A 26,977-nucleotide genomic window follows, 5' to 3' on the forward strand; every position below is an offset into this window, starting at 1 on the left:
AGCGCATCACCTCGGCCGGTCGAGTCGCTGGATGAGCAGGTCGGCGAGGCGGTCACGGCCGGCGGGCGCGGCGGTGTCGGTGAGGTAGATCGCGTTCAGCAGCTGGTCGGTGGCGATCAGTTCACTGCGCGAGCGCTCCAGGAAGTGCGCGATGAGATCGTCGCCCGCGCGCGCCGCCTCGTCGCCGAGGTGGGCCCGTACGAAGGTGGCGAGGCGCTGGTGGTCGGGCCGGCCCAGCTCCAGATGGATGCAGCGGCGCATCAGGGGCGCCGGGAAGTCGCGCTCCCCGTTGCTGGTCAGAACGACGAAGGGGAAGGCGCGGCACTGCACCCGGCCGCCCCTGATCCGTACCTTCCTGCCGTCGTCGGTCAGGACCTCGGCCTCCCCGTCGGGCAGCCGGTCGGCGATCCGCTCCAGCTCCGGAATGCCGAACTCGCCCTCCTCCAACACATTGAGCAGGTCGTTCGGCAGGTCGATGTCGCTCTTGTCCAGCTCGTCGATGAGCAGGACGCGCGGCTGTGCGGAGGGGAGCAGCGCCGTGCCGAGCGGGCCGAGCCTGATGTAGCTGCCGATGTCAGCCGAGGGATCCTGACCCGCCGTCACCCCGGTGCCGGCCGCGGCGCTCTGCGCGGCGAGCTGGACGTCCTGGAGGCGGGCGATCGCGTCGTAGTGGTAGAGCCCCTCCAGCAGCGTGGACCGGCTGACGATGGGCCAGCGCAGGACCCGGCCGAGCCCCAGTTCGTGCGCGACGGAGTGGGCCAGGGTGGACTTGCCCGCGCCGGGGCTGCCGGTGACGAGCAGCGGGCGGCGCAGGTAGAGCGCCGCGTTGATCATCTCCAGTTCCTCGGCGCCGGGGCGGTGCAGCTCCGCCTCGTGCCGGTACCCGCCGAGCCGGCGGTCGGCGGAGCCGTCGCCGTCACCGCTGCCACTGCCGCCGCTCGCGCCGTCGTCGGCCCCGTTCTCCGGCGAGGAGCCACCACGGCCCGCGAAGTCCCGCCAGGGCGGCGGCGGGGGCAGTTGGCGGATGCCGTCGTGCGGTTCGCCGGCCCCTCGGTAGATGAGCCACTCGCTGGGTTCACTCATGGTGATGTCCTCGTCCTCACTCGTCCGCCGGGGGCGGCAGCCGCCGAAGGTGCTTCACCGTAGCGATCCGGGCCGTACCCCGTAAGGGTCTTCCAGGAGCCGGGATCCGGACGCTGTTCCCCGTCTTTCACGGCGCCCCCGGATGTCTCATGGCGCCTCCGGCGGCAGATGCGTCATGGCGCCTCCAGCAACTGGCCGGACCCGGGCAGCGGATGGTGCGGATCGTCGTAGAACAGGGCCACGCCGTCCGACCAGAACATCTCCGTACGGCCCGCGTGCACGCCCTGCCGCAGCTCCATCAGGATCCGCGGCAACTGCTCCGCGCCGGCCGCCTCGGCCACGGTGTGCACGGCTCGCCGGTGGAACTCCGCGCAGACCGACTCGGGCCGGCTCGCGCCGCGCCGCAGCAGCGCCACATGGAAGCCGCCGCCCACGACCCTGCCCAGACCGGCCGCGGTCTCGCCGTCCGGCCGGGCCGCGTAACGGCAGAGCACGGGCACCGTCTCGTACGCCAGGGAGCGCAGCCGCTCCTCCTGCGGTACGGGTACCCGTAATCCGTCCTCGCAGTCGACGACCTCGGCCCGTACCGCGGCCCCCGCGGTACGGCTCCAGCGGGAGCGGTGCTCCCTGGCCTCCTCCTCGGAGAGCGGCGGCTCCCGGTCGGAGCAGCGCACCACCACGGGGCGCAGCGCGCCGAGCGGCGGCTCGTCCGACGCCAGCCGCCACGCCTCGACCTCCAGACCGAGCTGCTGCCGGACGACGGCGACCTGGAGCACGGCCGGACTGTCCGGCTCGTCGCACCGGCGGAACGCCTCCGTCAGCGATCCGGTCAGCCGGGCGGGCAGCGCGGTGCCGGAGGTGCCGCGGCTGTCCTCGGCGACGGGCAGCACCTCCCCGCTGTGCCGGGCGACCCCGACGCGCCAGTCGTAGCTGTCCCGTTCCCAGCCGCGCGGCTCCAGCTCCAGCAGGACGAAGGAGCGCTCGCCGGCGCGGGGCCGCTCCCCGTACGCCGGGGCCGCGCGCCGCTGGGCGCGGTCCGTACGGTGCCGGGCCGCGGACCAGAGCAGCGCGATCTCGTTGCGGAAGTTCCGGGAGAGCTGGTCGTCCGCGACGAACTTCACCCAGTCCCAGAGCGCCTCCTCGGCCGCCGCGGTGGCCCCCGTGACGTACGGGCGCTCGGCCGCGATGGCGCTCATGCAGTAGCGCAGGACGAGTTCGAGCGCGGCGCCGCCGCCCCTCGTCTCGTACAGCGCGCCGAGCCCGTCCCGCCAGCTGCGCGGCGCCGGATAGCGCTCCACGCGGTCCACGCCCGGGAGCCGGACCAGCAGGTCGAGCAGGCTGTGCGTGGAGACCGGCGGCGGCAGCTCGGCCAGCTTGCCGAGGAGCAGGATCCGCTGCTGCGGGCTGAGCGCGCGGTCGGTCCCCGCGCCCAGCGAGTTCTGCACGTCGGCCCAGGTCCAGCCGGTGCCCGCCCGGGTCAACTGCCGGTCCGCGTGGTACCGGTCGTGGGCGTGGAAGACCGCCTGGTAGTCGTCGTCGGCCTCGGCCCCGGCCATCGCGGCGGGCACGGGCAGCGAGCGCAGCCTCTCGATGCCGATGGACGTACCGCCCATGCCGCCGACGAGCTGGGACTTCAGTACGCCGACCACCTCGCCGCGCGCCAGGTCCACCGCGGGCCCGCCGGACACCCCCGGCGGCAGCACGTCCCCGCCGAGCCGCACCTGCTCGTCCTCCGGGTCCGACCAGCCGCCGACCGTCCCCTGGACCGACAACTGCCCGCTGAGCCGCTTGAGCCGGCCGCCGACCTCCGTCCAGCCGGAGTAGAGCACCGAGCCGCCGCCGAAGAACGCCGCGGGGCGCTCCGTGACGTACACGCAGGCGTGCTCGACGGGCCGGCGGAGCTGGACGAGCGCGAGATCGGGGGCGGGCCAGCCGCCACCGCGCGCTCCCGGCGGACCGGACTCGCCGGGCGCCGGCTCGGGCAGCGCGGCGACCACCGTGCCGGGCACGGAGGTCTCGCCGCTGCGGGGGCCGGTTTCGAAGATCACTGTCACGTCCCGCCCCTCCCCCTGCAACGCCACGTGAGCGCATGTGAGAACCCAGCTCGGGGCGATGAAGAAGCCGCTCCCCAGAAAGCTTCCGCCCGGCCCCTCAGGGACATACCCGTGGTCCGGGCCATGGATGCGCACGGTCGCCGCCATGACGAGGTCGCGCAGCGCACTGCGAGTGGTCCCTCCATCGGCCGGCCCGCCCGGCTCGACCCTGCCGAGCCCGTCGATCATGCGCCGCTCCCGGCCGGGGGCGTGAACCCGTCGGGGTGCGCCGGTGCGCCGGGTGACGCGCCCCTGGGCGGCGTCCACGGTGGAGCCTGCGGCGGCGTCCGCGGCGGTGGCGTCCGCGGCGGCGCGACGGGCGGGACCGCCGGAGGCTCCGGAGGCGGTGGTGGTACGGGGGGCCGCTGGGCCTGCGGCGGCACCAGCGGCGGCGCGGACAGGTCGGCGGGCGGTCCGCCGCCGCTCCACGTGAGCGTGACCTTGATCCCTCCCTTGGCCTCCCCGTCGGCGAGCAGCCCGACCACCTTCCCCGCCTTCGCGGTGAGTTCGATCCCGAACTCGATACTGACCTCGTCGGGCCTGACCGCGCGCAGCGGCTCGGCGAGCGAACGCGCGACGCTGGTCACGACGGCTTGCAGGCTCTCGACCCGGGCCTGCACCTGGTCGGCGAACCCGGTGTCCGAGTACGTCAGCCCCCCGGGAGGGCGGCTCAGCTCCTCGGCACCGGAGATCCGGGCCCATACGGGTGTGCCGTCCGGCATCTCGATGCGCGCGACACTGGCCTCTCCGTCACCCATGACATCCCCATTTCCCCCAATTCCCCGCAGATTAGCGGCAGTACGCCGCTGACGCGAGGCACACGGGTGAGGACGGCTGTTCGCACCCGAACGGTTCTCCGCCCCCTCCCCGCCGATGACCTGCCAGGACCACCAGGCATTAGGCTGATGGGCATGTACTTCACGGACCGCGGGATCGAGGAACTGGAGAAGCGGCGCGGCGAGGAGGAGGTCACTTTCGAGTGGCTGGCCGAGCAGTTGCGCACCTTCGTCGACCTCAACCCCGACTTCGAGGTGCCGGTCGAGCGGCTGGCGACCTGGCTGGCCCGGCTGGACGACGAGGACGAGGACGAATAGTCGGGCAACGGACGGGCGGATGGACGTCCGGCCGGCGGAGGTCCACTCGTCCGGCCGGTGACCGATGACCGGCCGCCCGCCGGATCACTCCCCCGGCCGGACCACTCGCCCCGCCCGCCGGACCACTCGCCCCGCCCGCCGGATCACTCGCCGGTACGGAGCCGGTCGTACGCCAGTCCCAGCACTCCCTGTGCGATCAGCAGCGCCCCCGCGAAGGCCCAGCCCGCGCTGCGCCGGCGTACCGCCCACACCGCCAGCGGGGCGCCCGCCGCGAGCTGTGCGGCGCCGAGCAGCCGCGCCCGCGGCCCGTGCAGCCAGGGCCCGAGCGGCCCGTCCTCGACCTCGTCCAGCTCGGCCCGTACCGCGTCGCGCCAGCCCGCCCATTCGATCTGTTCGACCCCCGGCTGGATACGGGCCACCTCGCGGAGCCGGTCGGCCGGTTCGCCCGGGGTGAGCCCCGCCGGGAGGGTGAGGCCGGTGCGGGTGAGGAACGCGGAGAGCGCGAGCAGCCGGGACCGGGAGTCGGCGTCCGGGTCGCCCAGGGTCAGCGGCTCCAGCGCCTGGAGGTCCAGTACGGGGTCGAGGCCGAGCCGGGCCGCGAAGGTCCGCATCGCCTCGTCCTCGCCGGCCGCGGTGCCGTCCGCGAGCCAGGTGTAGCCGACCGTACGGCGGAAGCCCGCGGCCAGGATGTAGCCCGCCCGCTCCGGGTCCCACCAGAGCGCGAGCACCGGCCAGTTCGCGCCGACGGCGAGCGCGGTGGCCCACCCCGCGACCACCCGGTCGACCGGTTCCATACCGTCCAGCCAGGGCTTTCCCTCCGGGACGAGCAGGCTCCAGCCCCGGCCGGCGGGGGCCAGCAGCAGCTTCTCGCGGAGCAGATGGGCGGCGGGCCGTACCGCCGCCGGTTCGGCCCGGCAGAGCAGCAGCGCACCTGCGGATGTCGCGTTCATGGCCCTTACGCTAGGGCACTTTGTGCCGATACGGGCGCTGGGCCCGGCCCGTTCCGCCGTCCGGCCTTGACTTCCCGTAACCGCGATATATCGTGTTCTTCAAGAGACGCGATATGTTGCGTCAAGCGGCGCCTCGGGAGGTCAGCACCATGGCAGAGTCGACGTGGCAGGTCACCGAGTCCGAACAGCTCACCTTCGACGACCCGGTGACCACGCTGGACGTGCGTCTCGTCAACGGCACGGTGAACGTGGTCGGCACGGACGAGGCCCTGCCGCACCGGCGGGGCGGCACCCGGCTGGAGATCTCCCGCGTGGAGGGCCCGCCGCTGACCGTGACCCTGGACGGCTCGACCCTGACGGTCGCCTACGAGGACCTCTCCTGGAAGAACCTCCTGAACTGGCTCGACCCCAAGGGCAGGCGGCGCAGCGCCGTCGTCTCGCTCGCCGTCCCCACCGGGACGGCGGTGGAGGTGGGCGTCGTCGGCGCCGAGACCGTGATCACCGGGGTCCGGGGGCGTACGGCGGTCCGCGGGGTCAGCGGGGACACCACGCTCGTCGGACTGTCCGGCGAGGTACGCGCCGAGACGGTCTCGGGCGACCTGGAGGCCCAGGCGGTCACGGGCAGCCTCCACTACCACTCCGTGTCGGGCAGCCTGACGGTCGTCGAGGGCTCCGGGTCGCGCGTACGGGCCGACTCGGTCAGCGGCGACATGGTCATCGACCTCGACCCGGCGGGCGAGCCCACCGACATCGGCCTCAACACCGTCTCGGGCGAGGTCGCGATCCGGCTGCCGCACCCCTCGGACGCGCAGGTCGAGGCGCACACGGCGAGCGGTTCCGTGACCAACGCGTTCGACGATCTTCGGATCAGCGGCCAGTGGGGCGCCCACCGGATCACCGGCACCCTGGGCGCGGGCGCGGGGACCCTCAAGGCGAACACGGTGTCCGGCTCGATCGCGCTGCTCAGAAAACCACCGTCGGAGGACGGCCCCCACGAAGGACCGCACGGCCCCGCCCCGGCCGACGCGGCGCCCTCCCTGACGAAGGAGCTCTGACATGCCCCCGGTCTTCGCCCACGGCCGACTCCGCCTCTACCTGCTCAAGCTGCTGGACGAGGCGCCGCGCCACGGATACGAGGTGATCCGGCTGCTGGAGGAGCGCTTCCAGGGCCTGTACGCGCCCTCCGCCGGCACGGTCTACCCGCGGCTGGCCAAACTGGAGGCCGAGGGTCTGGTCACGCACGCCACCGAGGGTGGCCGCAAGGTCTACTCGATCACCGAGGCGGGCCGCGCCGAACTGGCCGGGCGCGGCGGCGAACTGGCCGATCTGGAGCTGGAGATCCGCGAGTCGGTCTCCGAACTGGCCGCGGAGATCCGCGAGGACGTACGGGGCGCGGCGGGCCAGCTCCGCAGCGAGATGCGGGCGGCGGCCTCCCAGGCCCGTACGTCCGCCGGCGCCCGGTCCCACCCGAAGAGCGACGGGGACGCCTCCTTCGGGGACAGCGAGTCCTGGCGCGTGGCGAAGGAGGAGCTGAAGCGCGCGAAGCAGGAGTGGAAGGAGCAGGCCCGCCGCGCGAAGGACGAGTCCCGCCGGGCCCGCGAGGACGCCCAGCAGGCCCGCCGCCAGGCCAAGGAGGCCCAGGAGAACGCGCGGGAGGAGATGCGGCGCGTGGCGAAGCAGGTCCAGGACCAGGTGCAGCACCACTTCGTGCGGGGCGACTGGCCGACGGGCCTGCGGGAGGGCCTGTCCGAACTGGCCGGCCAGCTCGGCGGCCTGACCGGGTCCGCGTGGCCCCCGTACACCAAGCCGGACGAGACAGGGACGCGGGACACCCAGACGCGGGACACCCGGACGCAGGACGCCCAGGAGTGGGCGAAGGACACCCCGGAGTCCGGCGACCCGGCCCGGGACCTGGACCGGCTGCTGGACCGCTTCCGCGACGAGATCCGCGACGCGGCCCGCGACCACGGCGTCACGGCCACCCAACTCGACGAGACCCGCCGCCACCTGTCGACGGCGATGGACCGCATCGGCACGCTGCTGCGCGCTCCGGAGGAGTGACGGGCCGGGCGGGGCGCTCATGACGGACGCGGACGCGGCGGGAGGCTCAGACCGTCAGGACCACCTTCCCGAACAGGCCCCCCGCCGCCATCTTCTCGAAGCCCTCGCGCGCCCGGTCCAGCGGCAGCACCTCGTCGATGACCGGCCGCACCCCCTTCAGCGCGCAGAACGAGAGCAGGTCCTCCAGCTCGGCCCGCGAGCCCATCGTCGAGCCCACGACCCGCAGTTCCAGGAAGAAGATCCGGGTCAGCTCGGCGTGGTCGGGGCGGTCGCCGCTGGTCGCGCCCGAGATCACCAGGGTGCCGCCGCGCCGCAGGCACTTGACGGAGTGCGACCAGGTGGCCGCGCCGACCGTCTCGATGACGGCGTCCACGCGGTGCGGCAGCCGCGCGCCCGGCTCGTAGGCCGCCACCGCGCCCAGCTCCACCGCACGCGCCCGCTTCGCCGCGTCACGGCTCGTCGCGTACACCCGGAGCCCCGCCGCGCCCCCCAGGACGATCGCCGCCGTGGCGACCCCGCCGCCCGCGCCCTGGACCAGGACCGAATCCCCGGGCCGTACACCGGCGTTGGTGAAGAGCATGCGGTACGCGGTCAGCCAGGCCGTGGGCAGACAGGCGGCCTCCTCGAAGGACAGCTCGGGGGGCTTGGGCAGGACGTTGGAGACCGGTACGGTGACGCGCTCGGCGAACGTGCCCTGGTGGTGCTCGGTGAGGATCGAGCGCGGCTCGGTGCCGTGGTCGCCCCCGCCGATGACGGAGTGGACGACGACCTCGTTGCCGTCCTCGTCCAGTCCCGCGGCGTCGCAGCCGAGGATCATCGGCAGCTTGTCCTGGGAGAGGCCCACCCCCCGCAGCGACCACAGGTCGTGGTGGTTGAGGGAGGCGGCCTTCACCGTGACGGTGGTCCAGCCGGGGCGTGGCCCGGGGGCCGGGCGTTCGCCCAGCTCCAGGCCGTCGAGGGGGTGGGCGAAGTCCGTGTGGGCTGCGTAGGCGGCAAACATGGCCCCGACGATAGGGCGACGGGGCGGCGGACGGGACCCGGCGTACCGGTGACACGCACGACACACGCCCACCCCCCGCACCGCCCGCGCCCCGCCCCCTCCCGCTCAGTCCCTGCGGTACTGCGCGGGAGAGTCCTTCGTCGCCGGGTCCTCGTACGCGCCCACCGTGCCCCGGTCGACGTGGAAGGTGGTCAGCGTGGAGACGGGCGAGGCGGGGTCGCGGCGGTCCTCGATCACCCGCATGTGCGTGCTGAAGCGCTCCGGGGTCACCTCGTACACGTCGTACCCGTAACGGTTCCCCTCGAAGTACTGGAGATGCGGGTTGGCCCGGCCCATGAGCGGGCCGTTGGCGGCGTTCCACTGCGCGTCGTACGCGCTGGAGGTCACCGAGTGCGCCGTGAACTCCGTGCCGATGACGGGTGATTCGGGGTTGTCGTAGTCCGGCCGGATGTCGTCGACGAAGGCCGAGTGCCAGTCCCCGGTGAGCACGACCAGGTCCTCAAGACCGCTCGTACGGACATGCTCCAGGACCTCCTTACGCTCGGCGAGGAAGCCGTCCCACTGGTCGGTGAACATGTACCGGCCGCCGGGCGAGCCGCGCAGCTGGCTGAGCATGATCGAGTTGGCCCAGATGTGCCAGGAGTCCGGCGCCCGGTCGACCGTCCGCTTGAGCCACGCCTTCTGCTCCGCGCCGAGGATCGTGCCGTCGGCGAGGTTCTGCGCGGAGCGGTACTGGCGCAGGTCCAGCACAGCCAGCTCCAGCAGATCGCCCCAGCGGCGCACCCGGTGGATCTCCGGGTCCGGCAGGGCGGACGAGGCGCCGTCGCCGTCGCCCGCGTCCCGGTGCGGCAGATGCTCGTACCACGCCTGGTAGGCGGCGGCCCGGCGCTGGAGGAACGGCGCGCCGCCGCCCGTACCGCTGTAGTCGTTGGCGACCTCGTGGTCGTCCCAGGTCAGGAACCAGGGGTGGGCGGCGTGCGCGGCGCGCAGCGAGGGGTCGCCCTTGTAGAGGGCGTGGCGTTTGCGGTAGTCGGCGAGCGTCTGGATCATCGGGCCGTTGTTGTCGCGTACGGAGTCGCCGCCCTCGGGCCCGTACTCGTAGATGTAGTCGCCGAGGTGGATGACGAAGTCGAGCCGCTCGCGGGCGATCCCGCGCAGGGCGGCGTAGTAACCCTGCGGGTAGTTCTGGCAGTTGGCGGTGGCGAAGCGTACGGAGCCGACGCGTCCGGCCGGCGCGGTCCTGGTCCTGCCGGTGCGGCTGGTACGGCCCAGCGCGCTGAACGCGTACCAGTACGTACGGCCGGGGCGCAGCCCGGTCACCGGTACGTGCACGCTGTGCGCGAGCGTCGCGGAAGCCGGGACCGTGCCCCGGGCGACGACCCGGCGCAGCGCGCGGTCCTCGGCGACGACCCACCGCACCTCGGCGACCTCGGGCAGCGGCTGCTCGCCCGGCTCGGCGAAGGGCTCGGGGGCCAGCCGGGTCCACAGCACGACGCTCGTCGGCCGCGGGTCGCCGGAGGCGACACCGAGGGTGAACGGCGCGGCGTCGTACGTGGAGCCGAGCGCCGCCGCGGCCTCGCGGGCCTGTGCGGGGGAGAGTCCCGCGCTCAGCGGCCAGACGGTGCCGAGCGCTCCGGCGGCGCCGGCGGCCTTGAGCAGATCGCGCCGGTTCAGTCCTGTCGTGGTGTTCACGGCCGCACCCCTTCGGCGTGGAGGGTCAGTGAGATCGCGTCGGCGTAACCGTCGTTGGAGTTTCCGGAACCGGTCCTGGTGAGGACCAGCAGCACCCGCGCGGAGCGGGCGCCGGGCGGTACGGCGGCCCCGGCGGTCCGCTCCACGAGGGCGGTACGGCCGCCCCGTTCGGCGGCGGTGACCGGGCCGAGCACGGAGAGCGCGACCGGGGTGCCCCGGCCGTCGCGGAACTCCACCGAGAGCCTGGCCCCGTCCTCCTGCGCCGCGTATCCGCCGAGCCAGCCGGACAGGGCGTACCGCACCCGCCCCGCGTCCACGGCGGCCCGTCCTGTGGCGCCCCGCGCGGGCAGCGGCACGTCCTGGACGAGCGCGGTGCGCGGGCTGTTCCCGCCGGAGAAGAACCGGCTGCCGCGGCGGGCGGGGCCGGGATCGCCCGGGGTCGGGTAGCCGTTCCCGTAGGCGTACGCGACGAGTGCGGGCGCCCCCTGGGTGACGGACCAGCCGTCGACCGACTCCACCGGTTCGGCGTTCCCTCCCGGCCCGCTCTCGGCGTCCCCGTTCGCAAGCAGGTTCACACGCGCCTCCTGGTGTCGTCGTGGCGTGGACGAGCGGTCTCACTCGTCCCGTTGACGCCAGGCATCCCAGCAGCCCTACATGAACCGGTAAAGGCCGCCTGCCGAACTTCCGGGCGCACGAACGCCGGACGGGGCCCGAAGCACGAACGCCGGACGGACCGCGGTCGGCCCGTCCGGCGCTCACCTCTTCATGGAGGCGCGGGGTCAGCGGCGCGCGACGCCCTCCGCGCGGGCCGCCGCGGCCACCGCCGCCGTCACCGCCGGTGCCACCCGCTCGTCGAACGGCGACGGGATGACGTAGTCGGCGGCCAGCTCGTCGCCGACGACGTCCGCCAGCGCGTCCGCCGCCGCGATCTTCATCGCCTCGGTGATCCGGGAGGCCCGCACCTGGAGCGCGCCCGCGAAGATCCCGGGGAAGGCGAGCACGTTGTTGATCTGGTTCGGGTAGTCGCTGCGTCCCGTCGCCACGACCGCCGCGTACCGGTGCGCGATGTCCGGGTGCACCTCGGGGTTCGGGTTGGCCATCGCGAAGACGAACGCGCCGGGCGCCATCGAGGCGATCGCCGGCTCGGGGACCGTACCGCCGGAGACGCCGATGAAGACGTCGGCGCCGGCGAGCGCGGCCTCCAGCGAGCCGGAGAGCCCGGCGCGGTTGGTCAGGGCGGCCAGTTCGCGCTTGACGTCCGTCAGGTCGGCGCGGTCGGCGCTGACAACGCCCTTGCGGTCGGCCACGGCGACGTCACCGATGCCCGCCTCCAGCAGGAACTTGGCGATGGCGACGCCCGCCGCGCCCGCGCCGGAGATGACGGCGCGCAGGTCGCCGAGGGTGCGGCCGGTCAGCTTCGCCGCGTTGCGCAGGGCGGCGAGGGTGACGACGGCGGTGCCGTGCTGGTCGTCGTGGAAGACGGGGATGTCGAGCCGTTCCTGGAGCCGGCGCTCGATCTCGAAGCAGCGCGGCGCCGAGATGTCCTCCAGGTTGATCCCGCCGAAGGAGGGCGCGAGCCGGACGACGGTCTCGATGATCTCGTCGGTGTCGGTGGTGCCGAGCGCCAGCGGCACCGCGTCCACCCCGCCGAACTGCTTGAACAGGATCGCCTTGCCCTCCATCACGGGGAGCGAGGCCTCCGGTCCGATGTCGCCGAGTCCGAGCACCGCGGTGCCGTCCGTGACGACCGCGACGACCTGCGATTTCCAGGTGTAGTCGTGCACCAGCTCGGGCCGCTCGGCGATCGCGCTGCAGACCTTCGCCACGCCCGGTGTATAGGCGAGGGACAGGTCGTCCCTGTCGCGCACCGGCACCGTGGCCTGGATGGCCATCTTGCCGCCGCGGTGCAGCGCGAAGGCCGGATCGAAGGGCTCCTCCGGGGAACCCTCCGCGCCGTCCGCGCTTCCGACGCCGCTGACGCCGCCGTCTCGATGATTGACGATCTCCGCTGCCATGTAGGTGACCCCTTGTGTCTTCATCGGTTGAGGGTGTCCACTCCCCGGATGAGGAGGAGTGGGGTGGGCACCGCATCCGTACCTGCGTGCACAGGCAGGTAGGTACGTACGTATCTGCTGACGTACCTGCCTGTGTACGTACGGAGCGGGCGCGTCGCACACGCGCGCCGCAGCGGTGTCCCGCGCGCGGTCCCCCACGGTGAGATGACTCATAGCCTTTTATGCCGACCAATGCCGCATAATGCCGACACTTCCGGAAAGCAGCATGAATCACGCTCGGTAAGGGATACGGACCGGAGATTCTACGGCCGCAAGAAGGTGTACCGACAGAAGGTCCGGCTGTGGTGGGCTGCCTTGTCGATGTACCGGGGATCTCCCGTTACCCGATTTTGACATGCCCGGCGCTCTTGAGGGGACCGTCCGAATGGCAAGATGCCACTCATCACACTAGGTCGCGACACTCGAAGACGCGTGCTCGGCCATTGGCAGCTCCCTCATCCGCCGGAGGACCCTGATCATGACCGCAAGCACCATCTGTCGTACGACCACCGCGAAGTCCCGGATGGCCGCGGTTGGCGCGATCGCGGTCGCGGGCACCCTGCTGCTGACCGCCTGCGGCGACCAGACGAAGAGCGGTTCCGACACGGGCGGCTCCTCTTCCTCCGCTGCCACCAAGGGCCCCCTCTTCGACAAGCTGCCGAAGGAGATCCAGAGCAAGGGCGTCGTCAAGGTCGGCTCCGACATCGCGTACGCGCCGGTGGAATTCAAGGACACGAACGGCGCGATCGCCGGTATCGACCCGGACATCGCCGCCGCGCTCGGCAAGCAGCTCGGCGTGAAGTTCGAATTCGAGAACGCCACCTTCGACACCCTGGTCACCGGCCTGCGCGCCAAGCGGTACGACATCGCCATGTCCGCGATGACCGACACCAAGGACCGGCAGGACGGTGTCGAGGACGGCAAGAAGGTCGGCGAGGGCGTCGACTTCGTCGACTACTTCACCGCCGGGGTGTCCATCTACACGCCGAAGGGCAAGGACCAGGGGATCAAGACCTGGGACGACCTCTGCGGCAAGAAGGTCGTCGTGCAGCGCGGCACCGTCTCCGAGGACCTCGCCAAGCAGCAGGCGGGGAACTGCCCGGCCGGCAAGAAGCTGACCCTTGAGGCGTTCGACAACGACCAGCAGGCCCAGACCCGGCTGCGCGGCGGCGGCGCCGACGCCGGCTCCTCCGACTCCCCGATCGCCGCGTACGCGGTGAAGACCTCGGGCGGCGGCAACGACTTCCAGCTGGTCGGCGAGCCGGTCGAGGCCGCTCCGTACGGCATCGCGGTCTCCAAGGACAACAAGCAGCTCTCCAGCGCCCTCCAGGCGGCCATGAACGCGATCATCAAGAACGGTGACTACGCGAAGGCCCTCTCGAAGTGGGGCGCGGAGTCCGGCGCCGTCACCGAGGCCAAGCTCAACGGCGGCTCGTGACCGGGCGGCGGGCTGGGCGCTGAGAGGCATACATCTGTGACTATCGACATCGAAAAGGCGGGTCCCACCGGCCCCTCGGGCCCGCCGTCCGCCGCCCCCGAGGCCATCAAGGCCATCCCGGTCCGGCACTACGGGCGGTACGTGGCCGGCACGGTCGCCGTCGCCCTGCTCGCGAGCCTCGTCTACGCCTTCTCGCAGGGCAAGGTGAACTGGGGGGCGATCCCCGACTTCTTCTTCGACGGCCGGATCATCTCCGGCGTCTGGCACACCCTGCTGCTCACCGTCCTCGCGATGGCGATGGGTGTGGTGCTGGGCGTGATCCTCTCGGTGATGCGCCTGTCGAAGAACCCGGTGACGTCCTCCGTCGCGTGGTTCTACATCTGGTTCTTCCGGGGCACGCCGGTCTACGTACAGCTGCTGGTCTGGTTCAACCTGGGCCTGGTCTTCCAGTACATCAACCTCGGCCCGATCTACAAGGACTACTGGTCCTCGTTCATGACGCCGTTCCTGACGGCGCTGCTGGGGCTCGGCCTGAACGAGGCCGCGTACATGGCGGAGATCTGCCGGGCCGGCCTGCTCTCCGTCGACGAGGGCCAGAGCGAGGCGTCGCACGCGCTGGGCATGAGCCAGGGCAAGACGCTGCGGCGGGTCGTGATCCCGCAGGCGATGCGGGTCATCGTGCCGCCGACGGGCAACGAGGTCATCAACATGCTGAAGACCACGTCGCTGGTCTCGGCGGTGCAGTATCCCGATCTGCTGAGAGCGGCGCTGGACATCGGGCAGACCTCGGGCGCCGCGGCGGAGATGCTGTTCCTCGCGGCCTCCTGGTACCTGATCCTGACCACGGTCTTCAGCATCGGCCAGTTCTACCTGGAGCGGTACTACGCGCGCGGCTCCAGCCGCTCGCTGCCGCTCACGCCGTGGCAGAAGGTCGTCAAGAACCTCTCCGCCCTGTCCACCTTCCGTCGAACCCCTAAGGCGGTCTCATGAACGCCATGGTGCAGGCCCAGGCCGTACACAAGTCCTTCGGCGCCGCGCACATCCTCAAGGGCATCGACCTGGAGGTGGCGCCGCGCGAGGTGTTCTGCCTGATCGGCCCGTCGGGCTCGGGGAAGTCGACCTTCCTGCGGTGCATCAACCACCTGGAGAAGATCAACGCCGGCCGGCTGTACGTCGACGGTGAGCTGGTCGGCTACCGCCAGAAGGGCGACAAGCTGTACGAGCTGAAGGACAACGAGGTCTCCAGGAAGCGCCGGGACATCGGCATGGTCTTCCAGCGCTTCAACCTCTTCCCGCACATGACGGCGATCGAGAACGTCATGGAGGCGCCGGTCCAGGTACGGGGCGAGGCGAAGGCCGTCGCCCGCGCCCGCGCCGAGCGGCTGCTGGACCGGGTCGGTCTCGCCGACAAGGCGGCCAGCTACCCCTCGCAGCTCTCCGGCGGTCAGCAGCAGCGGGTGGCGATCGCCCGCGCGCTGGCGATGGAGCCGAAGCTGATGCTCTTCGACGAGCCGACCTCGGCGCTCGACCCGGAGCTGGTGGGTGACGTCCTGGACGTCATGCGCGATCTCGCGGCGGACGGCATGACGATGATCGTGGTGACGCACGAGATGGGCTTCGCCCGTGAGGTCGGGGACGCGCTGGTCTTCATGGACGACGGCGTGGTGGTCGAGGCGGGCCACCCGCGCGACGTACTGACCAGTCCGCAGCACGAGCGGACGAAGTCGTTCCTGTCGAAGGTCCTCTGATGGAGAAGGTCCTCTGACACGGAGAGGGTGCGCCGGAGCAGAACCCGGTGCACCCTCCGCCCATCCTCTTCCCCCTGTCCCTCTTCCCCCTGTCCCTGTTCACTCTGTCCCTGTTCACTCTGTTCACCATCGAGATCAACCAGGACGGCCGGCGATTCCCGCTATTTCAGCGCGAGGACGAGCGAGTCGGACGGCGAGGACCAGACGGCGCGGGCCTCCCCGAAGCCGGCCTCGCGCAGGGTGCGCGCGTGCCACTCCACCGACGGGACGTCTCCCTCCCCGTGCTCGCCGAAGATCCGGAAGCGCTCGGCGGTCGGCTCCGCGAGGGCGGGGTCCCGGCCCGCCAGCTCCCACCAGCCCGGCCAGTCGACGGCGCCCGCGGCCTTGGCCCGGTCCATGGCGAGGTGCCGGTGGGCGCGCTCGGCCTCGTTGATCCGGGGCGTGGACGCGTCCCGCATATGGTCGGCGTTCATGAAGACGCCGCCCTCCCTCACAACCCCGGCGAGCTGCCCGTACAGCCCGGCCAGCGGCGCCTGGTCGAGCCAGTGCAGGGCGGTGGCGGTCAGGACGGCGTCGTACGCGCGGTACGGCAGCAGCCCCGTCCAGGCGGGGTCCTTGAGGTCGGCGGTCACGAAGGTGACCCGGTCGTCCCCGGCGAAGGAGCCGCGGGCGATGGTGAGCAGGGCGGGATCGAGATCGACCCCGGTACTGACAGCTCGGGGGAACCGATTCAGCAGTCTGTCCGTGATACTTCCCGTACCGCAGGCGAGGTCCAGCACCCGCGGTTCGGGGCCCACCGTGGCCTCGACCATGTCCAGCATGACCCGGAAGCGCTCCTCCCGGTCCGGGAGGTACCACTCCTGCTGGCGGTCCCAGCTCTCCTGCCAGGCCCGCCAGTCGGTCGCGGCGGCCCTTCCACCCCCACTGGTCTCCGTCTCCGTCATGACACCCTCCCCACAGTCGGTAATACCCTAGAAGCAGTACGAGCCATTACACCCTTCGCTCATTCAGACCCTAGACCGCTTCCGTAAGGACTACAAGTGGAACTGGCCTCTTACTCGGACTATGCCGTACGCCTGGTGAACACCGAGGAACCGGCCCGCGGCACGGACACCCTCACCTCGGTCGAGGCCGTGCGCTCCCTCTTCGGACCCAACTCGCAGGCCGCGCGTCGCGCCGCCGACGCCGACGTGACGCGCTTCCGTTCCGTACGGGCGCGGCTGCGGGCCGTGTTCACCGCGGCCGACTCCGGCGAGGCCACCCAGGCGGTCGACCTGCTCAACTCGCTGCTGCTGGAGTTCCCGGTGAGCCCGCAGATCTCCGGGCACGACGTCCTGGACGACGAGGGCAGACCCCGCTGGCACATGCACCTCGCCGAGCACCCGTCGAACGCGACGGCGGGGTACGCGGCGACCGCCGCCATGGGCCTCGCCTTCCACCTCACGGAGCACGGCGTCGACCGGCTCGGCCTCTGCCAGGCGGCGCCGTGCCGCAACGCGTACCTCGACACCTCCACCAACCGCTCGCGCCGCTACTGCTCGGACCGCTGCGCGACCCGCGCCAACGTCGCCGCCTACCGGGCCCGCAAACGCCTGGAGAACGAGCGCTCGGCGAGCACCGGACGCACCCCGCGGACCAGCCAGGACACCACCGCACGCGCCGAACGCTGACCGCCCAGCGGCCGGTACCGCGCCCGCACCCGCCCCAGCAGCAGCTCCTCGGGCACCGACCCGAACACCCGGCTGTCCCCCTCGGCGCCCGGATTGTCCCCGAGCACCCACCATCCGCCGTCGCGCCGCTCGGCCAGCCGCTTCACGATGAGCAGATCCTGCTGGAGCGGATGTTTCAGCACGGCCACGTCCCCGGCCCTGACCGGGGCGCCGTACTGGACCAGAAGCTGATCCCCGTGTCTGAGCGTCGGATACATGGAAGGCCCGGTCACCTCCGCGATCCCCCACGGCACCCGGGGCTCCCGCCCCGGCACCGGCTCGGGCCCCAGCCCCGGTTCCTGCCCCAGTTCCGTCATACGGCACCTCCCGGTCCCACCGTACGTTCCGCCGCCGGTCCCGTACCGACCCGGACTTTTGTCCTAAGCCCTAGGGGGCACTCGCGAAATACCTCTTCTCACGGAGTAATGTCCCACCTGAGAAGACGATCACGAGGAAGGACAGCACCATGCTTTCCCGCCTGTTTGCCCCCAAGGTGACGGTCAGCGCCCACTGCGACCTCCCCTGCGGCGTGTACGACCCCGCCCAGGCCCGCATCGAGGCCGAGTCCGTCAAGGCCGTCCAGGAAAAGATGGCCGGCAACGACGACGCCCACTTCCAGGCTCGCGCCACCGTCATCAAGGAACAGCGCGCCGAGCTCGCCAAGCACCATGTCTCGGTGCTGTGGAGCGACTACTTCAAGCCCCCGCACTTCGAGAAGTACCCGGAGCTGCACCAGCTCGTCAACGACACCCTCAAGGCCCTCTCGACCGCCAAGGGGTCCACCGACCCGGCGACGGGCCAGAAGGCCCTGGACTACATCGCCCAGATCGACAAGATCTTCTGGGAGACGAAGAAGGCTTGATCTTCGATCATGCCGTTTGACCTGCGATTTCCTTGGTTGCAGTGTCTCCAGGTCCGCACCCGGTCCGCAGGCCGCCGAGAACGGCGTCCATGACGGTCCGGGTGCGGTCTTCTTTCCCCGGCCACAGGTGCGCGTAGCCTTCTCCGACCACGCCGACCACGCCGACCGCGTCGTCGCGGATCCCGCCCGGCCGCCCCTCACCACGACTCCGGCTCGCTCCGGGACCGCGGGCCACAACCCCGCCGGCAGCCGGCCGGTCACGATGCCGAGCGGGGCCAGGCGGTCACGGCCGCCCAGGTGTTCGCCGCGGCGGCGGCCCAGGTGTCCGGCCGGGACGGCGACCGCCCCGAACACGAGCAGGGCGAAGGTGTAGTAACTGCCGTACAGCAGTCAGAACATCGGCGTCAGGAGGACCGCCACGATCAGGCCGGCGCCCAGGGCGGCCGGCCAGAAACCCACCCGGGCGGGCGTGTTGCGGGCCTGGGGCGTCGGCGCTGCCGGCTCCTGCGTGTCACTGGTCACGATGGTTTTCCCGTCGGACCGACGCGCATGCCTCACGGCACCACCTTGAACAACTGGACGGCGGACACCAGGCCGAGCAGTACGTGTCCCAGCAGCGGGATGAACGCCGTCGCCTGGAAGACGGCGAGCGACACGCTTCTCCGCTGCCCCACCGGAGACGAGCCGCCCCTGGCGGACAGCCAGACGCCGAGCCCGCAGCAGATCAGCGGAATCACGGAGAGGGACCCGGGGAACGCCTGAAGCATCAATGCGGGTACGAGCAAGGCGTACGCCCGGCGCAGTCTGCCCGCGCGTACCTGGTTGTCCGCGTGCGCCCGCGCCGGGTCGGGAACTGCCCGGACGTCATGGCCCGGGGGCCGGCCAGGACCCGGCACGTGAGCGTGCGCCGTGGCGGGCGGCGGCAGTGGCGGGGGTGGGGGAGCCGGAATCGGGCGCTGGAAGGCCATCGCGGCGGGCGGGCGGGGCGCGGACCGTGCGGCGTCCGTGATCGTCACCGCGCCATGGACGTGTTCCCGCAGGTACTCGATCCGCGCGCGCATCTCGTGCGCGTCCTGGAAGCGGTCGTCCGGGTTCTTCTCCAGCGCGCGGGCCACCAGTGCCTCGACCCCGGCCGGTACCGGGACCCCGACGGACGCAAGGGTCGGCGCCGCCATGGTGACGTGCAGATAGCCGAGGGAGATGAACGAGTCCCCGTCGAAGGGCCGCTCACCGCTGATCAGTTGGAACAGGACGACCCCAACCGCGTACAGATCGGATCTGCCGTCGACCGGCCGTCGGCCCTCGAACTGCTCGGGGGACATGTAGTGAGGCGTCCCGGGCACCATACCCGTGGCGGTCAGCGCCGTCCTCTCCGGACCGGAGACGTCGAGGGCGCGGGCGATGCCGAAGTCCATCACCTTGACCGCGCCGGCTTCGGTCACGATCACGTTGGAGGGCTTGATGTCACGGTGCACGATGCCGGCCGTGTGACTGGCTGTCAGCGCGGACAGCACCTCGGCCGCCAGTTCCAGGGCACGGTCCAGGGGCAGGCCCCCACCGGCCGCCGAGGACCGGGCGAGCAGCGCGCTCAAGGTCTCCCCGCGGACGAATTCCATGACGAGGTACGGGGCCGTCCGCCCGTCCTCGAACCGCTCCTCCCCCGTGTCGTGCACCGCGACCACGCACGGGTGGCTGAGCCCGGCCACCGCCTGGGCCTCGCGCCGGAACCGTGCGCGGCACTGCTCGTCGTGCGCGAGCGCGGCGAGCATGCTCTTGACGGCGACGGTGCGGTTGAGCACCGTGTCGTACGCCTTGTGCACGGCGGCCATACCGCCCTGCCCCACCTGCTCCTCGATGCGGTAACGCCCGCCCGCGAGCGTCACGCCCGTCCGGATCGGCCCGGTCACGCCCGCCATGCCGTGTCCCCTCCCCGTCCCACCCGTAGCGAAGCCGTCGGAAGGTGACGAGCGGCCAGGTGGGCCAGTGAGTATACGACCCTTGATCACGCCGGTACGGAGGGTCGTGCCGAGGAGCGGGACCCGGCCCCGGCCCGTGGCCGCGCTCAGGGGATCTCCGCCACCGCCGTGATCTCCACGAGCTGGCCCGTGTACCCCAGGCACGCCACTCCGAGCAGTGTCGACGCGTGCGGGCCCAAGGTCAGGCCGCCCGCGCGGACCACCTCCCAGACGCGGCTGAGGTCCGCCGGGTCCGAGGTCGCCACGGAGACCGTGGTGGACACGACGTCGCGGAGGCCGCAGCCGAGGGCCGCCAGGGCGCTCTCCAGGTTGGCGAGGACCTGTTCCGTCTGGGCGACGAAGTCGTCGGGGCCGACCAGTTTGCCGTCGCTGTCGAGCGGGACGGCGCCGGCCAGGAAGGCCAGGCGGCGGTCCGTCTCCACGACCGCCGCGTGGGCGTAGTCCGGCGGCGGGAAGAGGCCGGGCACGGTCATGCGGTGGGCCATCTCAATTCGCTCCTCAAGTCGCCCCTGGGGTGTCCACCTGGGGATACGGCTGAACGGCCCGGCCTGCTCAGCTGATCGGCCGTATTCGTACCGTCGAACGGTTTCCGCTCCCTCGACGGCCGGCGCCGGTACGGAGGTCAGGCCGCCGGGGCGTGGAGCAGGGGGCTCTTGTGGCGGGTGAGCCAGCGCCGGTAGTCCACCGCCCGTAGCGCCGCCTCCCGGTAGGCCGCCTCCAGGTCCGCGAACACCGCCGCTTCGAGGGCGCGTTCGCCGAGGGCGCCGGTGCCGCCGAGGGTGCCGTCCGCGGGTGGGAACCGCGTGAAGAGCAGCAGCCGTACCGCCAGCGGGTCGTCCCGCAGGGGGCGGATCACCATGTCGTCGCGCGGGCCCGAGGTCGGCTGGCAGGGGGCGACCGCCTCGCCGACCGCGATCAGTGAGGCGGCGGTGAGGTAATCGCCCTGCAGGACCAGGGGGTTGAGACCGGCGGCGCCCAACACCCGGCGCAGTCCGTCCCATTCGCCGTCCACCGTCGGATCGACCATCCAGCGGTCCCCGGCGAGATCGGCCAGCTCCACGACCTGGCGTGCCGCCGCCGGGTGGTCCCTGGCCATGGAGACGAACTGCGGCTCGCGTTCGACGAGTACGCGGTGGGCGAGCCCGTCGGGGACGGCCAGCGGGCAGCCTTCCACCTCGTGCACGAAGGCCACGTCGAGCTGGCCGGCCGCGACCATCCGCAGCAGCGCGCTCGGCGAGACGTCCATGTGGAGGGAGATGTCCGTGCCGGGCAGCCGGTGCCGGAGCCGGCGCAGCCAGCCCGCGAGGGCGCGGCTGGCCGTGGAGCCGACGCGCAGCCGGGGTCCGGTACTGCGGTCGGCCGCAGCGCGTGCCTCGGCGACGAGGGTGGCCATGCCGGAGACGAGCGGCCGGGCGCGGCTCAGGACGGAATGGCCGAGCGGGGTCGGCCGGCAGCCGGTGCGTTCGCGGGAGAACAGCTCGGCTCCCAACGCGTTCTCTATCCGCCGCAGTTGTGTGGTGAGGGACGGCTGGCTCATCCCCAACTGGCGGGCCGCTTTGTGCAGGCTGCCGGTGTCGGCGATGGCGCACAAGGCGCGCAGGTGTCTCACCTCCAGCTCCATGCCCCAGAGAGTAGAGCGGCCGCATGAGCCGCACCAGATGGTCAAAACGCAGTAATTGGCGCCTGATTCGAAGAAATACCGCCGGAATTCTACGCGGGGTGATCCGTCGCGGGACGCGGTGCTGACTGCGGCGCCGACACGGTAGGGACTGCGGTACGGACGCGGTACGGACCCGGTACGGACGGCGGCAGGTACGGCGGTGCGGACGCTCCGGGTGATGCGCCGGTGACGGGCCGGGTGACGGGCCGGGTGACGGGCCGGGTGATGCGTTGGTGCTATCGGCGGCTGACATCATCCGCGCCGGGGCGAACTCATCGAGACTCTGCGGTACCCGAATCCGTTCACCGGACGAGCAGGAAGCAGGAGCCCCCCACATGCGACACCCCAAGCCCGCACTTTCCGCAGCTCTCACCGTCGGTATCGCCTTCGCGACCGCCTTCGCCCTCACCCCCGCCGCGTCCGCCGCGGACACCGAGGCCGCGCCGACCGCCTCGTACGCCGCGTACGAGGGCTCGAAGGAGGAGGCGGCGAACAACAAGGCGTTCTTCGACGCCGTCGTGAAGTCCGTCGCCGAGAAGCGCGCCGCGAACCCCGGCATCCAGGCCGTCACCGTCGTCTACAACGCCTCGGCCGCGCCGCGCTTCGCCAGCCAGATAGCCGCGAGCACGTCGATCTGGAACAGCGCCGTCTCCAACGTGAAGCTCCAGGCGGGCACCAGCGGCGTCGACTTCACCTACCGTGAGGGCAACGACTCGCGCGGCTCGTACGCGAGCACCAACGGTCACGGGTCCGGCTACATCTTCCTGGACTACGCGCAGAACCAGCAGTACAACTCGACGCGGGTCACCGCCCACGAGACCGGGCACGTCCTCGGCCTCCCCGACCACTACACGGGCCCGTGCACCGAGCTGATGTCGGGCGGCGGCCCCGGCACCTCCTGCCAGAACGCCCAGCCGAACGCGGCGGAGCGCTCCCGGGTCAACACCCTCTGGGCGAACGGCCTCGCCGCCGCGCTGGCCAAGATCTCCTGACCTCTCCCCCGCACCGCGCGCGAAGGGGCGTCCCCGCATCCACCCCCCACGGGACGCCCCTTCCGTGTTCCCGCCTCCCGTGCGGCCACTTCCGTTTTCGGCCCGGGAACTCAGCGGTTCAGGACGCCCCCACCAGCGGGCGGTCCGACAGCTCCGTGTTCGTCGGGAGCTGGCGCCTGATCCGGCCGAGCGCCTCCTCGAAGCCGCTGCCGGCTATCCCCGACGCGTACGCCGCGCCGCCGCAGTGCAGGGTCAGGCTCAGCTCCGCCCGGCCGCCCGGCCCCTCCTCGTCCCGCTCACCGAGCGCGAGCAGACAGCTCAGGGTGGCCTGTTCGACCGTGCCGTCCGAGCTGACGGGCAGGGGGATGTCCCACTCCATGACACAGGAGGACAGCGCCCCGCCCGCTCCCACCGCTTCCAGTACGGCGAAATCCACCCCTTCGTACTCAACTCCCCTGATCTGCGTACGCACTTGCTGTCCACCCGCGGTCAGGGTGATCGCTTCCGCCCCCTGGCGGTCCCGGTACCAACCCGCCCATGAATCCGTCGACTCCGCTGTCATGGCGCGGACTGTAGCGGTAGCGGATCTTCCGCCGCAGCACGGGTCACCGCTTGCTTGCGTAGTTCCTGACGAGTACTCCGTTTTCGATGGTCCGCGCGGACGCGCGCGTGAACTCGGCGATGGCGGAATTCTTCCCGGACATCTCCATCCCCGGGCCCACGACCAGCGCATACGTGGGGATCGTCAACTTGCGCATTCCAAGGGGACGTTGGGGCGCGACGTTGAGGCCGCCGGTGGGACGGGTGCCGGAGCCGCCGCTCTCCCCCGCGAGCCGCCGCGTCTTTCCGGCCACATCTTCGGCGTACGGCCGCGGGAGGCTCAGCGGGTCCGGGGCTCGCGCCACATCGGCCACATGTGCGGCCCGTCCGGCAGGTCGACGGTGGTGCCCGTGAAGTCGAATCCGAGCCGTTCGTAGAGGCGCTTGCTGCGTGCGCTGCTCGCCTCCAGATACGCGGGCACACCGTCCCGGTCGCACCGTTCCAGCACGGATCCGATCAGCTCGCGGCCCAGCCCGCGGCCCTGGCGGTCCGGGGACACGGCGATCATCAGCAGGTACGCGTGCGCGCGGTCGTGCGGGTGGACGGCGCCCGTCAGCCGGCCGACCAGCTCGGTCCGCTCGTTGTCCGGGTCGGACACCTCCCGCATCAGCGCCGGCGTCTCGTCCTCCTCCTCGGGCGGCCCCGCCTCCACGTGGAGCCAGAGCGCCATGCCCGACCCGTCCTCCAGAAGGTCCACCCAGCCCTCGGCCAGTGCGACATCGGCGAACACGCCGAAGAAGAGGCCGCTCAGCTTCCCCCGGTCGTCCGCCTCGGGGAACACCCAGCGCGTGACCGGGTCGGCCTCGAAGGCGTCCTCCAGCAGCCGGATCAGCGTCGGCCGGTCCGCCTCCGTGGCCCGTCTGATCCCGCCGGCTCTGCCACTGCCCGCGCCTTCCGCGCTGCCCGCGTCCTCCGTCGTGCCCATGCCGCCCATGCCGCCCACGTTGTCCACGCTCACGTTCCGGTCCTCCAGAAGAGACGTCAACTTGCCGCCCCGATACTAGAGTTGGGCTGCACGCATCGCGTAAGAGACCGGGTACTTTCAGCAATGTCGGTGGTCAGCGGCAGCACCGGACTCAGCGGTTTCGGCGGGTGACGAACTCCGCGAGCGAGAGCAGATCGCCCGCCGCCGCCAGGTCGGGCACCGCCCGGGAGAGCTGCTGGACGGCGCGGGACATCCGCTCGGCCGCCTCCTGCTGCGCCCAGTCCCGGCCGCCGGCCCGTTCGACGGCGTCGGCGGCGCGCCGTACGCCCTCGGCGTCCAGCGGGCGCCGGTACAGCTCCGCCAGCTCCTCGGCGGCCGGCGTGCCGGAGGCCAGCGCCGCGACGACCGGCAGCGACTTCTTGTGGGCGGCCAGATCGGCGCCGACCGGCTTGCCCGTACGGCCGGGGTCGCCCCAGATGCCGATCAGGTCGTCGATGAGCTGGAAGGCGAGCCCCGCCTCCCGGCCGAAGGCGTCCACTGCCTCGGCCTGTTCCGGCCCAGCGCCCGCGTAGAGGGCGCCCAGGGCGCACGACGCGCCCAGGAGAACGCCGGTCTTGGCGGTCGCCATGTCGACACACTCGTCGAGGGAGACCTCGTGCGGGTCGCGGGACTCGAAGGCGCAGTCCGCCTGCTGGCCCGCGCACAGCTCGATCACACAGGCCGCGAGCCGCGCCGAGGCGGCGGCCGACGCCGGGTGCGGATCCTCCGCGAGGAGCCGTAACGCGAGGGCGTGCATGGCGTCGCCCGTGACGATGGCGTCCGCCGTACCGAAGACCGTCCAGGCGGTGGCCCGATGGCGCCGTACGGGGTCCTCGTCGATCACGTCGTCGTGGAGGAGCGTGAAGTTGTGGGCCAGCTCGACGGCGACGGCCGCCCGTACGGCATGGCGCGGGTCCCCGCCGAGCGAGCGGGCGGCGGCGAGGACGAGCGCGGGTCTGATCGCCTTGCCGGTCTGCCCCGTACCCATGGGCACCGGGGTCCCGTCGGCGCCCGCCCAGCCGAAGTGGTAGAGCGCGACCCCGCGTATGGAGGCGGGCAACGACTCGACGGCCGAGCGCAGTGCGGGATCGACCGCGGTGCGGGTGCGCTCCAGGAGGGCCACGGCCTCGTGGCCCTCGGTGGCGGCACCGGTGCTGGTCATGGTCACGCGTCAACTTCCTCTGAACGGCTTTACGGTTCCGCGGCACCGCGGCCTCACGGCGTCAGTGGCGCTCGCTCCGGTCATGTGCCTGCGGCGGTACGGGGCCCAGGACCCGGGCGGGGCGACGGTCGGCCCGCCCGGGCCCCGAACCTCGCGTCACGCGTCGCACGTCACGCGATCTCACGTCACGTCACGTCACGCCGCGTCACCGCCAGCGGCCCACTTCCACGTTCTCCAGCACGCCGAGGGCGTCCGGCACGAGGATGGCCGCCGAGTAGTACGCCGTGACCAGGTAGGAGATGATCGCCTGCTCGTCGATGCCCATGAAGCGGACCGACATGCTCGGCTCGATCTCGTCCGGGATACCGCTCTGCTGGAGGCCGACGACCCCCTGCTCGGTCTCGCCCGTACGCATGCAGATGATCGAGGTCGTCCTGGCATCCGAGACGGGGATCTTGTCGCACGGGAAGATCGGTACCCCGCGCCAGGCGGGCACATGGTGGCCCGCGACCTCCACACTGTCCGGGTAGAGCCCGCGCTTGTTGCACTCACGGCCGAAGGCCGCGATGGCCCGCGGGTGCGCCAGGAACAGCTTCGACCCGCGACGGCGCGACAGCAGCTCGTCCATGTCGTCCGGGCTGGGCCCGCCGTCGTGCGGCTGGAGCCGCTGCCCGTAGTCGCAGTTGTTGAGCAGGCCGAACTCGCGGTTGTTGATCAGCTCGTGCTCCTGGCGCTCCCTGAGCGCCTCGACCGTGAGCCGCAACTGCTGCTCGGTCTGGTTCATCGGCTGGTTGTAGAGGTCGGCGACCCGGCTGTGGACCTTCAGCACGGTCTGCGCGACGCTCAGCTCGTACTCGCGCGGCGCCCCCTCGTAGTCCACGAACGTGTGCGGGACGACCGCTTCCCCGACATGCCCGGCGGACAGCTCGATGGCGGCCTCGCCGTACTTGTTGGTCCGCTGTTCCGGTACGGAGTGCAGCGCCTCCAGGTGCTGCCGCAGGGAGGTCTCGCGCTCCGCGAGGTTCCGTACGTCCCGCCTGGTCAGCACCAGCACCGTACACGCCGTCGCGGCGCGCGCGGTGAATGCCCAGGTGGCCTCCCCGTCCACCAGGGCCTGCTCACCGAAGTACGCGCCGTCGGCGAGCACTTCGAGCACCGTCTCGTCCCCGTAGGGCCCCGTGCCCGTCTTCTCCACGCGGCCGTGCGCCAGCAGAAAGACCTCGTCCGCCGCCTCACCGGAGGACGCCAGCACCTGTCCGGCGTCGAACTGCCGCTGCTCGCAGCGGCGTGCCAGCTCGGCCAGCACCCCCTCGTCGCCGTACTCGCGCAGCGCGGGCAGCTCGCCCAGCTCGGCCGGGATGACCGCGACGCGGTCGCCCGTCTGCACGAACGTCACCCGCCCGTCGCCGACCGCGTAGCTGAGCCGGCGGTTCACCCGGTAGGTGCCGCCCTGCACCTGGACCCACGGCAGCATCCGCAGCAGCCACCGCGAGGTGATCTCCTGCATCTGCGGTGCCGACTTGGTGGTGGTCGCCAGGTTCCGGGCGGCATCCGTCCCCAGACTCTGCTGGGGCGGCGGTTGCACCGCGCGGGCCTCGTCACCAACCGAAACCGACATGAAGTCTTCCTCTCAAACTTTCGATCATGTACGACCTGCGAGAAGAATGGTTCCATCACGTGGCGTGCGTGCGCCATTACACAAACGAGTGGGACTGAACCGCGCGATACGGGGCACAACACGCGGAAGTTCATCCCGACGGCGCACCCGACGACGCACGCACCGACGCCCCCGGGCCGCGCGGCGTCCCGGAAACGGCCCGCGGCCGACAATGGGAACGT

Annotated in this window: 28 protein-coding genes and 1 pseudogene; 9 read left to right on the forward strand and 20 right to left on the reverse strand. The window is 71.9% G+C overall.

Annotated elements, in window-relative coordinates:
- Positions 1–6 precede the first annotated feature (6 nt).
- The 3 genes from ACFXPL_RS27435 to ACFXPL_RS27445 all read right to left on the reverse strand — a co-directional run bounded on the left by ACFXPL_RS27435 (position 7) and on the right by ACFXPL_RS27445 (position 3,934).
- On the reverse strand, positions 7–1,083 hold the full coding sequence (locus tag ACFXPL_RS27435; protein ID WP_384924538.1) for an AAA family ATPase: 1,077 nt from the start codon (positions 1,081–1,083) through the stop codon (positions 7–9).
- A 173-nt stretch (positions 1,084–1,256) separates the two neighbouring features.
- A complete protein-coding gene (locus tag ACFXPL_RS27440) occupies positions 1,257–3,365 on the reverse strand; it encodes a trypsin-like peptidase domain-containing protein (protein ID WP_384924540.1) in 2,109 nt (702 codons plus the stop codon).
- Positions 3,362–3,934: a CU044_2847 family protein gene (locus ACFXPL_RS27445; protein ID WP_384924542.1), complete on the reverse strand. Its 573-nt coding sequence runs from the start codon at positions 3,932–3,934 to the stop codon at positions 3,362–3,364. The genes ACFXPL_RS27440 and ACFXPL_RS27445 overlap by 4 nt, the downstream gene beginning before the upstream one ends.
- 153 nt (positions 3,935–4,087) lie before the next feature.
- Between ACFXPL_RS27445 and ACFXPL_RS27450 the strand changes: the two genes are divergently transcribed.
- Positions 4,088–4,270: a DUF6104 family protein gene (locus ACFXPL_RS27450; RefSeq protein WP_003961784.1), complete on the forward strand. Its 183-nt coding sequence runs from the start codon at positions 4,088–4,090 to the stop codon at positions 4,268–4,270.
- A 143-nt stretch (positions 4,271–4,413) separates the two neighbouring features.
- Here ACFXPL_RS27450 and ACFXPL_RS27455 read toward each other — a convergent pair whose 3' ends face one another.
- Positions 4,414–5,220, reverse strand: a complete 807-nt coding sequence (locus tag ACFXPL_RS27455) for a hypothetical protein (RefSeq protein WP_384924544.1) — start codon at positions 5,218–5,220, stop codon at positions 4,414–4,416.
- A gap of 149 nt (positions 5,221–5,369) precedes the next feature.
- On the opposite strand from ACFXPL_RS27455, the gene ACFXPL_RS27460 reads away from it, so the two are divergent.
- Both ACFXPL_RS27460 and ACFXPL_RS27465 read left to right on the forward strand, forming a co-directional pair.
- On the forward strand, positions 5,370–6,275 hold the full coding sequence (locus ACFXPL_RS27460) for a DUF4097 domain-containing protein (RefSeq protein ID WP_384924546.1): 906 nt from the start codon (positions 5,370–5,372) through the stop codon (positions 6,273–6,275).
- A gap of 1 nt (position 6,276) precedes the next feature.
- On the forward strand, positions 6,277–7,281 hold the full coding sequence (locus ACFXPL_RS27465; protein ID WP_384924548.1) for a helix-turn-helix transcriptional regulator: 1,005 nt from the start codon (positions 6,277–6,279) through the stop codon (positions 7,279–7,281).
- A gap of 46 nt (positions 7,282–7,327) precedes the next feature.
- Here ACFXPL_RS27465 and ACFXPL_RS27470 read toward each other — a convergent pair whose 3' ends face one another.
- The 4 genes from ACFXPL_RS27470 to ACFXPL_RS27485 form a co-directional block, all read right to left on the reverse strand.
- Positions 7,328–8,281 carry a zinc-binding dehydrogenase gene (locus tag ACFXPL_RS27470; protein WP_384924550.1) on the reverse strand — a complete coding sequence of 318 codons (954 nt, stop codon included), beginning with the start codon at positions 8,279–8,281 and terminating at the stop codon, positions 7,328–7,330.
- 105 nt (positions 8,282–8,386) lie between these two features.
- The gene (locus ACFXPL_RS27475) at positions 8,387–9,973 is read right to left on the reverse strand and encodes an alkaline phosphatase D family protein (protein ID WP_384924552.1); all 1,587 of its coding nucleotides are present in this window, start codon (positions 9,971–9,973) and stop codon (positions 8,387–8,389) included.
- Positions 9,970–10,548: a phosphoesterase gene (locus tag ACFXPL_RS27480; RefSeq protein ID WP_384924554.1), complete on the reverse strand. Its 579-nt coding sequence runs from the start codon at positions 10,546–10,548 to the stop codon at positions 9,970–9,972. Before ACFXPL_RS27480 ends, ACFXPL_RS27475 begins: the two co-directional genes overlap by 4 nt.
- Positions 10,549–10,752: 204 nt before the next feature.
- The gene (locus tag ACFXPL_RS27485) at positions 10,753–11,988 is read right to left on the reverse strand and encodes an NADP-dependent malic enzyme (RefSeq protein WP_384924596.1); all 1,236 of its coding nucleotides are present in this window, start codon (positions 11,986–11,988) and stop codon (positions 10,753–10,755) included.
- Positions 11,989–12,505: 517 nt separating this feature from the next.
- Here ACFXPL_RS27485 and ACFXPL_RS27490 point away from each other — a divergent pair.
- From ACFXPL_RS27490 to ACFXPL_RS27500, 3 genes are read left to right on the forward strand one after another with little or no spacing between them, the layout of a single operon-like run.
- Positions 12,506–13,465, forward strand: coding sequence for an ABC transporter substrate-binding protein (locus ACFXPL_RS27490; protein ID WP_384924556.1), 960 nt, complete (start codon positions 12,506–12,508; stop codon positions 13,463–13,465).
- A 36-nt stretch (positions 13,466–13,501) separates the two neighbouring features.
- Positions 13,502–14,455 carry an amino acid ABC transporter permease gene (locus ACFXPL_RS27495; protein ID WP_384924558.1) on the forward strand — a complete coding sequence of 318 codons (954 nt, stop codon included), beginning with the start codon at positions 13,502–13,504 and terminating at the stop codon, positions 14,453–14,455.
- Positions 14,456–14,460: 5 nt separating this feature from the next.
- Positions 14,461–15,213 (forward strand): amino acid ABC transporter ATP-binding protein, encoded by a 753-nt coding sequence (locus ACFXPL_RS27500; RefSeq protein WP_384924598.1) that lies wholly within the window; start codon positions 14,461–14,463, stop codon positions 15,211–15,213.
- A 161-nt stretch (positions 15,214–15,374) separates the two neighbouring features.
- Here ACFXPL_RS27500 and ACFXPL_RS27505 read toward each other — a convergent pair whose 3' ends face one another.
- A complete protein-coding gene (locus tag ACFXPL_RS27505) occupies positions 15,375–16,157 on the reverse strand; it encodes a class I SAM-dependent methyltransferase (RefSeq protein WP_384924560.1) in 783 nt (260 codons plus the stop codon).
- A gap of 96 nt (positions 16,158–16,253) precedes the next feature.
- Here ACFXPL_RS27505 and ACFXPL_RS27510 point away from each other — a divergent pair, with 96 nt between their 5' ends.
- A complete protein-coding gene (locus ACFXPL_RS27510; protein ID WP_384924562.1) occupies positions 16,254–16,883 on the forward strand; it encodes a CGNR zinc finger domain-containing protein in 630 nt (209 codons plus the stop codon).
- Here ACFXPL_RS27510 and sodX read toward each other — a convergent pair.
- Positions 16,787–17,239 carry a nickel-type superoxide dismutase maturation protease gene (gene sodX, locus ACFXPL_RS27515; protein WP_384924564.1) on the reverse strand — a complete coding sequence of 151 codons (453 nt, stop codon included), beginning with the start codon at positions 17,237–17,239 and terminating at the stop codon, positions 16,787–16,789. The two genes, ACFXPL_RS27510 and sodX, sit on opposite strands and share 97 nt — an antisense overlap.
- A gap of 149 nt (positions 17,240–17,388) precedes the next feature.
- Between sodX and sodN the strand changes: the two genes are divergently transcribed.
- Positions 17,389–17,784 (forward strand): superoxide dismutase, Ni, encoded by a 396-nt coding sequence (gene sodN / locus ACFXPL_RS27520; RefSeq protein ID WP_384924566.1) that lies wholly within the window; start codon positions 17,389–17,391, stop codon positions 17,782–17,784.
- A gap of 7 nt (positions 17,785–17,791) precedes the next feature.
- Here sodN and ACFXPL_RS27525 read toward each other — a convergent pair.
- The 5 genes and pseudogenes from ACFXPL_RS27525 to ACFXPL_RS27545 all read right to left on the reverse strand — a co-directional run.
- Positions 17,792–17,920 (reverse strand): annotated as a pseudogene (locus tag ACFXPL_RS27525) (site-specific integrase); the annotation flags it as partial.
- A gap of 254 nt (positions 17,921–18,174) precedes the next feature.
- Positions 18,175–18,306, reverse strand: a complete 132-nt coding sequence (locus tag ACFXPL_RS27530; protein WP_384924568.1) for a hypothetical protein — start codon at positions 18,304–18,306, stop codon at positions 18,175–18,177.
- A gap of 32 nt (positions 18,307–18,338) precedes the next feature.
- A complete protein-coding gene (locus ACFXPL_RS27535; protein ID WP_384924570.1) occupies positions 18,339–19,700 on the reverse strand; it encodes a protein kinase in 1,362 nt (453 codons plus the stop codon).
- Between the two features lie 146 nt (positions 19,701–19,846).
- The gene (locus ACFXPL_RS27540) at positions 19,847–20,245 is read right to left on the reverse strand and encodes a RidA family protein (protein WP_384924572.1); all 399 of its coding nucleotides are present in this window, start codon (positions 20,243–20,245) and stop codon (positions 19,847–19,849) included.
- A 137-nt stretch (positions 20,246–20,382) separates the two neighbouring features.
- Positions 20,383–21,381 carry a LysR family transcriptional regulator gene (locus ACFXPL_RS27545; RefSeq protein ID WP_384924574.1) on the reverse strand — a complete coding sequence of 333 codons (999 nt, stop codon included), beginning with the start codon at positions 21,379–21,381 and terminating at the stop codon, positions 20,383–20,385.
- 374 nt (positions 21,382–21,755) lie between these two features.
- Here ACFXPL_RS27545 and snpA point away from each other — a divergent pair, with 374 nt between their 5' ends.
- Entirely contained in the window at positions 21,756–22,412 is a 657-nt protein-coding gene (gene snpA / locus ACFXPL_RS27550) for a snapalysin (RefSeq protein ID WP_384924576.1), read from the forward strand.
- A gap of 118 nt (positions 22,413–22,530) precedes the next feature.
- Here snpA and ACFXPL_RS27555 read toward each other — a convergent pair whose 3' ends face one another.
- The 5 genes from ACFXPL_RS27555 to ACFXPL_RS27575 all read right to left on the reverse strand — a co-directional run bounded on the left by ACFXPL_RS27555 (position 22,531) and on the right by ACFXPL_RS27575 (position 26,756).
- Entirely contained in the window at positions 22,531–22,974 is a 444-nt protein-coding gene (locus ACFXPL_RS27555; protein WP_384924578.1) for a DUF6304 family protein, read from the reverse strand.
- Positions 22,975–23,017: 43 nt separating this feature from the next.
- Complete coding sequence (locus tag ACFXPL_RS27560) at positions 23,018–23,266, reverse strand: hypothetical protein (RefSeq protein ID WP_384924580.1); 249 nt, start codon at positions 23,264–23,266, stop codon at positions 23,018–23,020.
- A gap of 26 nt (positions 23,267–23,292) precedes the next feature.
- Entirely contained in the window at positions 23,293–23,937 is a 645-nt protein-coding gene (locus ACFXPL_RS27565; RefSeq protein WP_384924600.1) for a GNAT family N-acetyltransferase, read from the reverse strand.
- A gap of 151 nt (positions 23,938–24,088) precedes the next feature.
- Positions 24,089–25,138 (reverse strand): family 2 encapsulin nanocompartment cargo protein polyprenyl transferase, encoded by a 1,050-nt coding sequence (locus ACFXPL_RS27570; protein ID WP_384924602.1) that lies wholly within the window; start codon positions 25,136–25,138, stop codon positions 24,089–24,091.
- Positions 25,139–25,343: 205 nt separating this feature from the next.
- Complete coding sequence (locus tag ACFXPL_RS27575) at positions 25,344–26,756, reverse strand: family 2B encapsulin nanocompartment shell protein (RefSeq protein ID WP_384924582.1); 1,413 nt, start codon at positions 26,754–26,756, stop codon at positions 25,344–25,346.
- Positions 26,757–26,977: the final 221 nt, after the last annotated feature.

Origin of the sequence: Streptomyces sp. NPDC059092 (assembly GCF_042756365.1) — a bacterium.
GTDB lineage: Bacteria > Actinomycetota > Actinomycetes > Streptomycetales > Streptomycetaceae > Streptomyces.

Bases quoted from the DNA above. Each gene is read 5' to 3' on its own strand.
- ACFXPL_RS27435 (WP_384924538.1), bottom strand. From the start codon at position 1,083: ATGAGTGAACCCAGCGAGTGGCTCATCTACCGAGGGGCCGGCGAACCG.
- ACFXPL_RS27440 (WP_384924540.1), bottom strand. From the start codon at position 3,365: ATGATCGACGGGCTCGGCAGGGTCGAGCCGGGCGGGCCGGCCGATGGA.
- ACFXPL_RS27445 (WP_384924542.1), bottom strand. From the start codon at position 3,934: ATGGGTGACGGAGAGGCCAGTGTCGCGCGCATCGAGATGCCGGACGGC.
- ACFXPL_RS27450 (WP_003961784.1), top strand. From the start codon at position 4,088: ATGTACTTCACGGACCGCGGGATCGAGGAACTGGAGAAGCGGCGCGGC.
- ACFXPL_RS27455 (WP_384924544.1), bottom strand. From the start codon at position 5,220: ATGAACGCGACATCCGCAGGTGCGCTGCTGCTCTGCCGGGCCGAACCG.
- ACFXPL_RS27460 (WP_384924546.1), top strand. From the start codon at position 5,370: ATGGCAGAGTCGACGTGGCAGGTCACCGAGTCCGAACAGCTCACCTTC.
- ACFXPL_RS27465 (WP_384924548.1), top strand. From the start codon at position 6,277: ATGCCCCCGGTCTTCGCCCACGGCCGACTCCGCCTCTACCTGCTCAAG.
- ACFXPL_RS27470 (WP_384924550.1), bottom strand. From the start codon at position 8,281: ATGTTTGCCGCCTACGCAGCCCACACGGACTTCGCCCACCCCCTCGAC.
- ACFXPL_RS27485 (WP_384924596.1), bottom strand. From the start codon at position 11,988: ATGGCAGCGGAGATCGTCAATCATCGAGACGGCGGCGTCAGCGGCGTC.
- ACFXPL_RS27490 (WP_384924556.1), top strand. From the start codon at position 12,506: ATGACCGCAAGCACCATCTGTCGTACGACCACCGCGAAGTCCCGGATG.
- ACFXPL_RS27500 (WP_384924598.1), top strand. From the start codon at position 14,461: ATGGTGCAGGCCCAGGCCGTACACAAGTCCTTCGGCGCCGCGCACATC.
- ACFXPL_RS27505 (WP_384924560.1), bottom strand. From the start codon at position 16,157: ATGACGGAGACGGAGACCAGTGGGGGTGGAAGGGCCGCCGCGACCGAC.
- sodX (WP_384924564.1), bottom strand. From the start codon at position 17,239: ATGACGGAACTGGGGCAGGAACCGGGGCTGGGGCCCGAGCCGGTGCCG.
- sodN (WP_384924566.1), top strand. From the start codon at position 17,389: ATGCTTTCCCGCCTGTTTGCCCCCAAGGTGACGGTCAGCGCCCACTGC.
- ACFXPL_RS27535 (WP_384924570.1), bottom strand. From the start codon at position 19,700: ATGGCGGGCGTGACCGGGCCGATCCGGACGGGCGTGACGCTCGCGGGC.
- ACFXPL_RS27540 (WP_384924572.1), bottom strand. From the start codon at position 20,245: ATGGCCCACCGCATGACCGTGCCCGGCCTCTTCCCGCCGCCGGACTAC.
- ACFXPL_RS27545 (WP_384924574.1), bottom strand. From the start codon at position 21,381: ATGGAGCTGGAGGTGAGACACCTGCGCGCCTTGTGCGCCATCGCCGAC.
- snpA (WP_384924576.1), top strand. From the start codon at position 21,756: ATGCGACACCCCAAGCCCGCACTTTCCGCAGCTCTCACCGTCGGTATC.
- ACFXPL_RS27555 (WP_384924578.1), bottom strand. From the start codon at position 22,974: ATGACAGCGGAGTCGACGGATTCATGGGCGGGTTGGTACCGGGACCGC.
- ACFXPL_RS27565 (WP_384924600.1), bottom strand. From the start codon at position 23,937: ATGGGCACGACGGAGGACGCGGGCAGCGCGGAAGGCGCGGGCAGTGGC.
- ACFXPL_RS27570 (WP_384924602.1), bottom strand. From the start codon at position 25,138: ATGACCAGCACCGGTGCCGCCACCGAGGGCCACGAGGCCGTGGCCCTC.
- ACFXPL_RS27575 (WP_384924582.1), bottom strand. From the start codon at position 26,756: ATGTCGGTTTCGGTTGGTGACGAGGCCCGCGCGGTGCAACCGCCGCCC.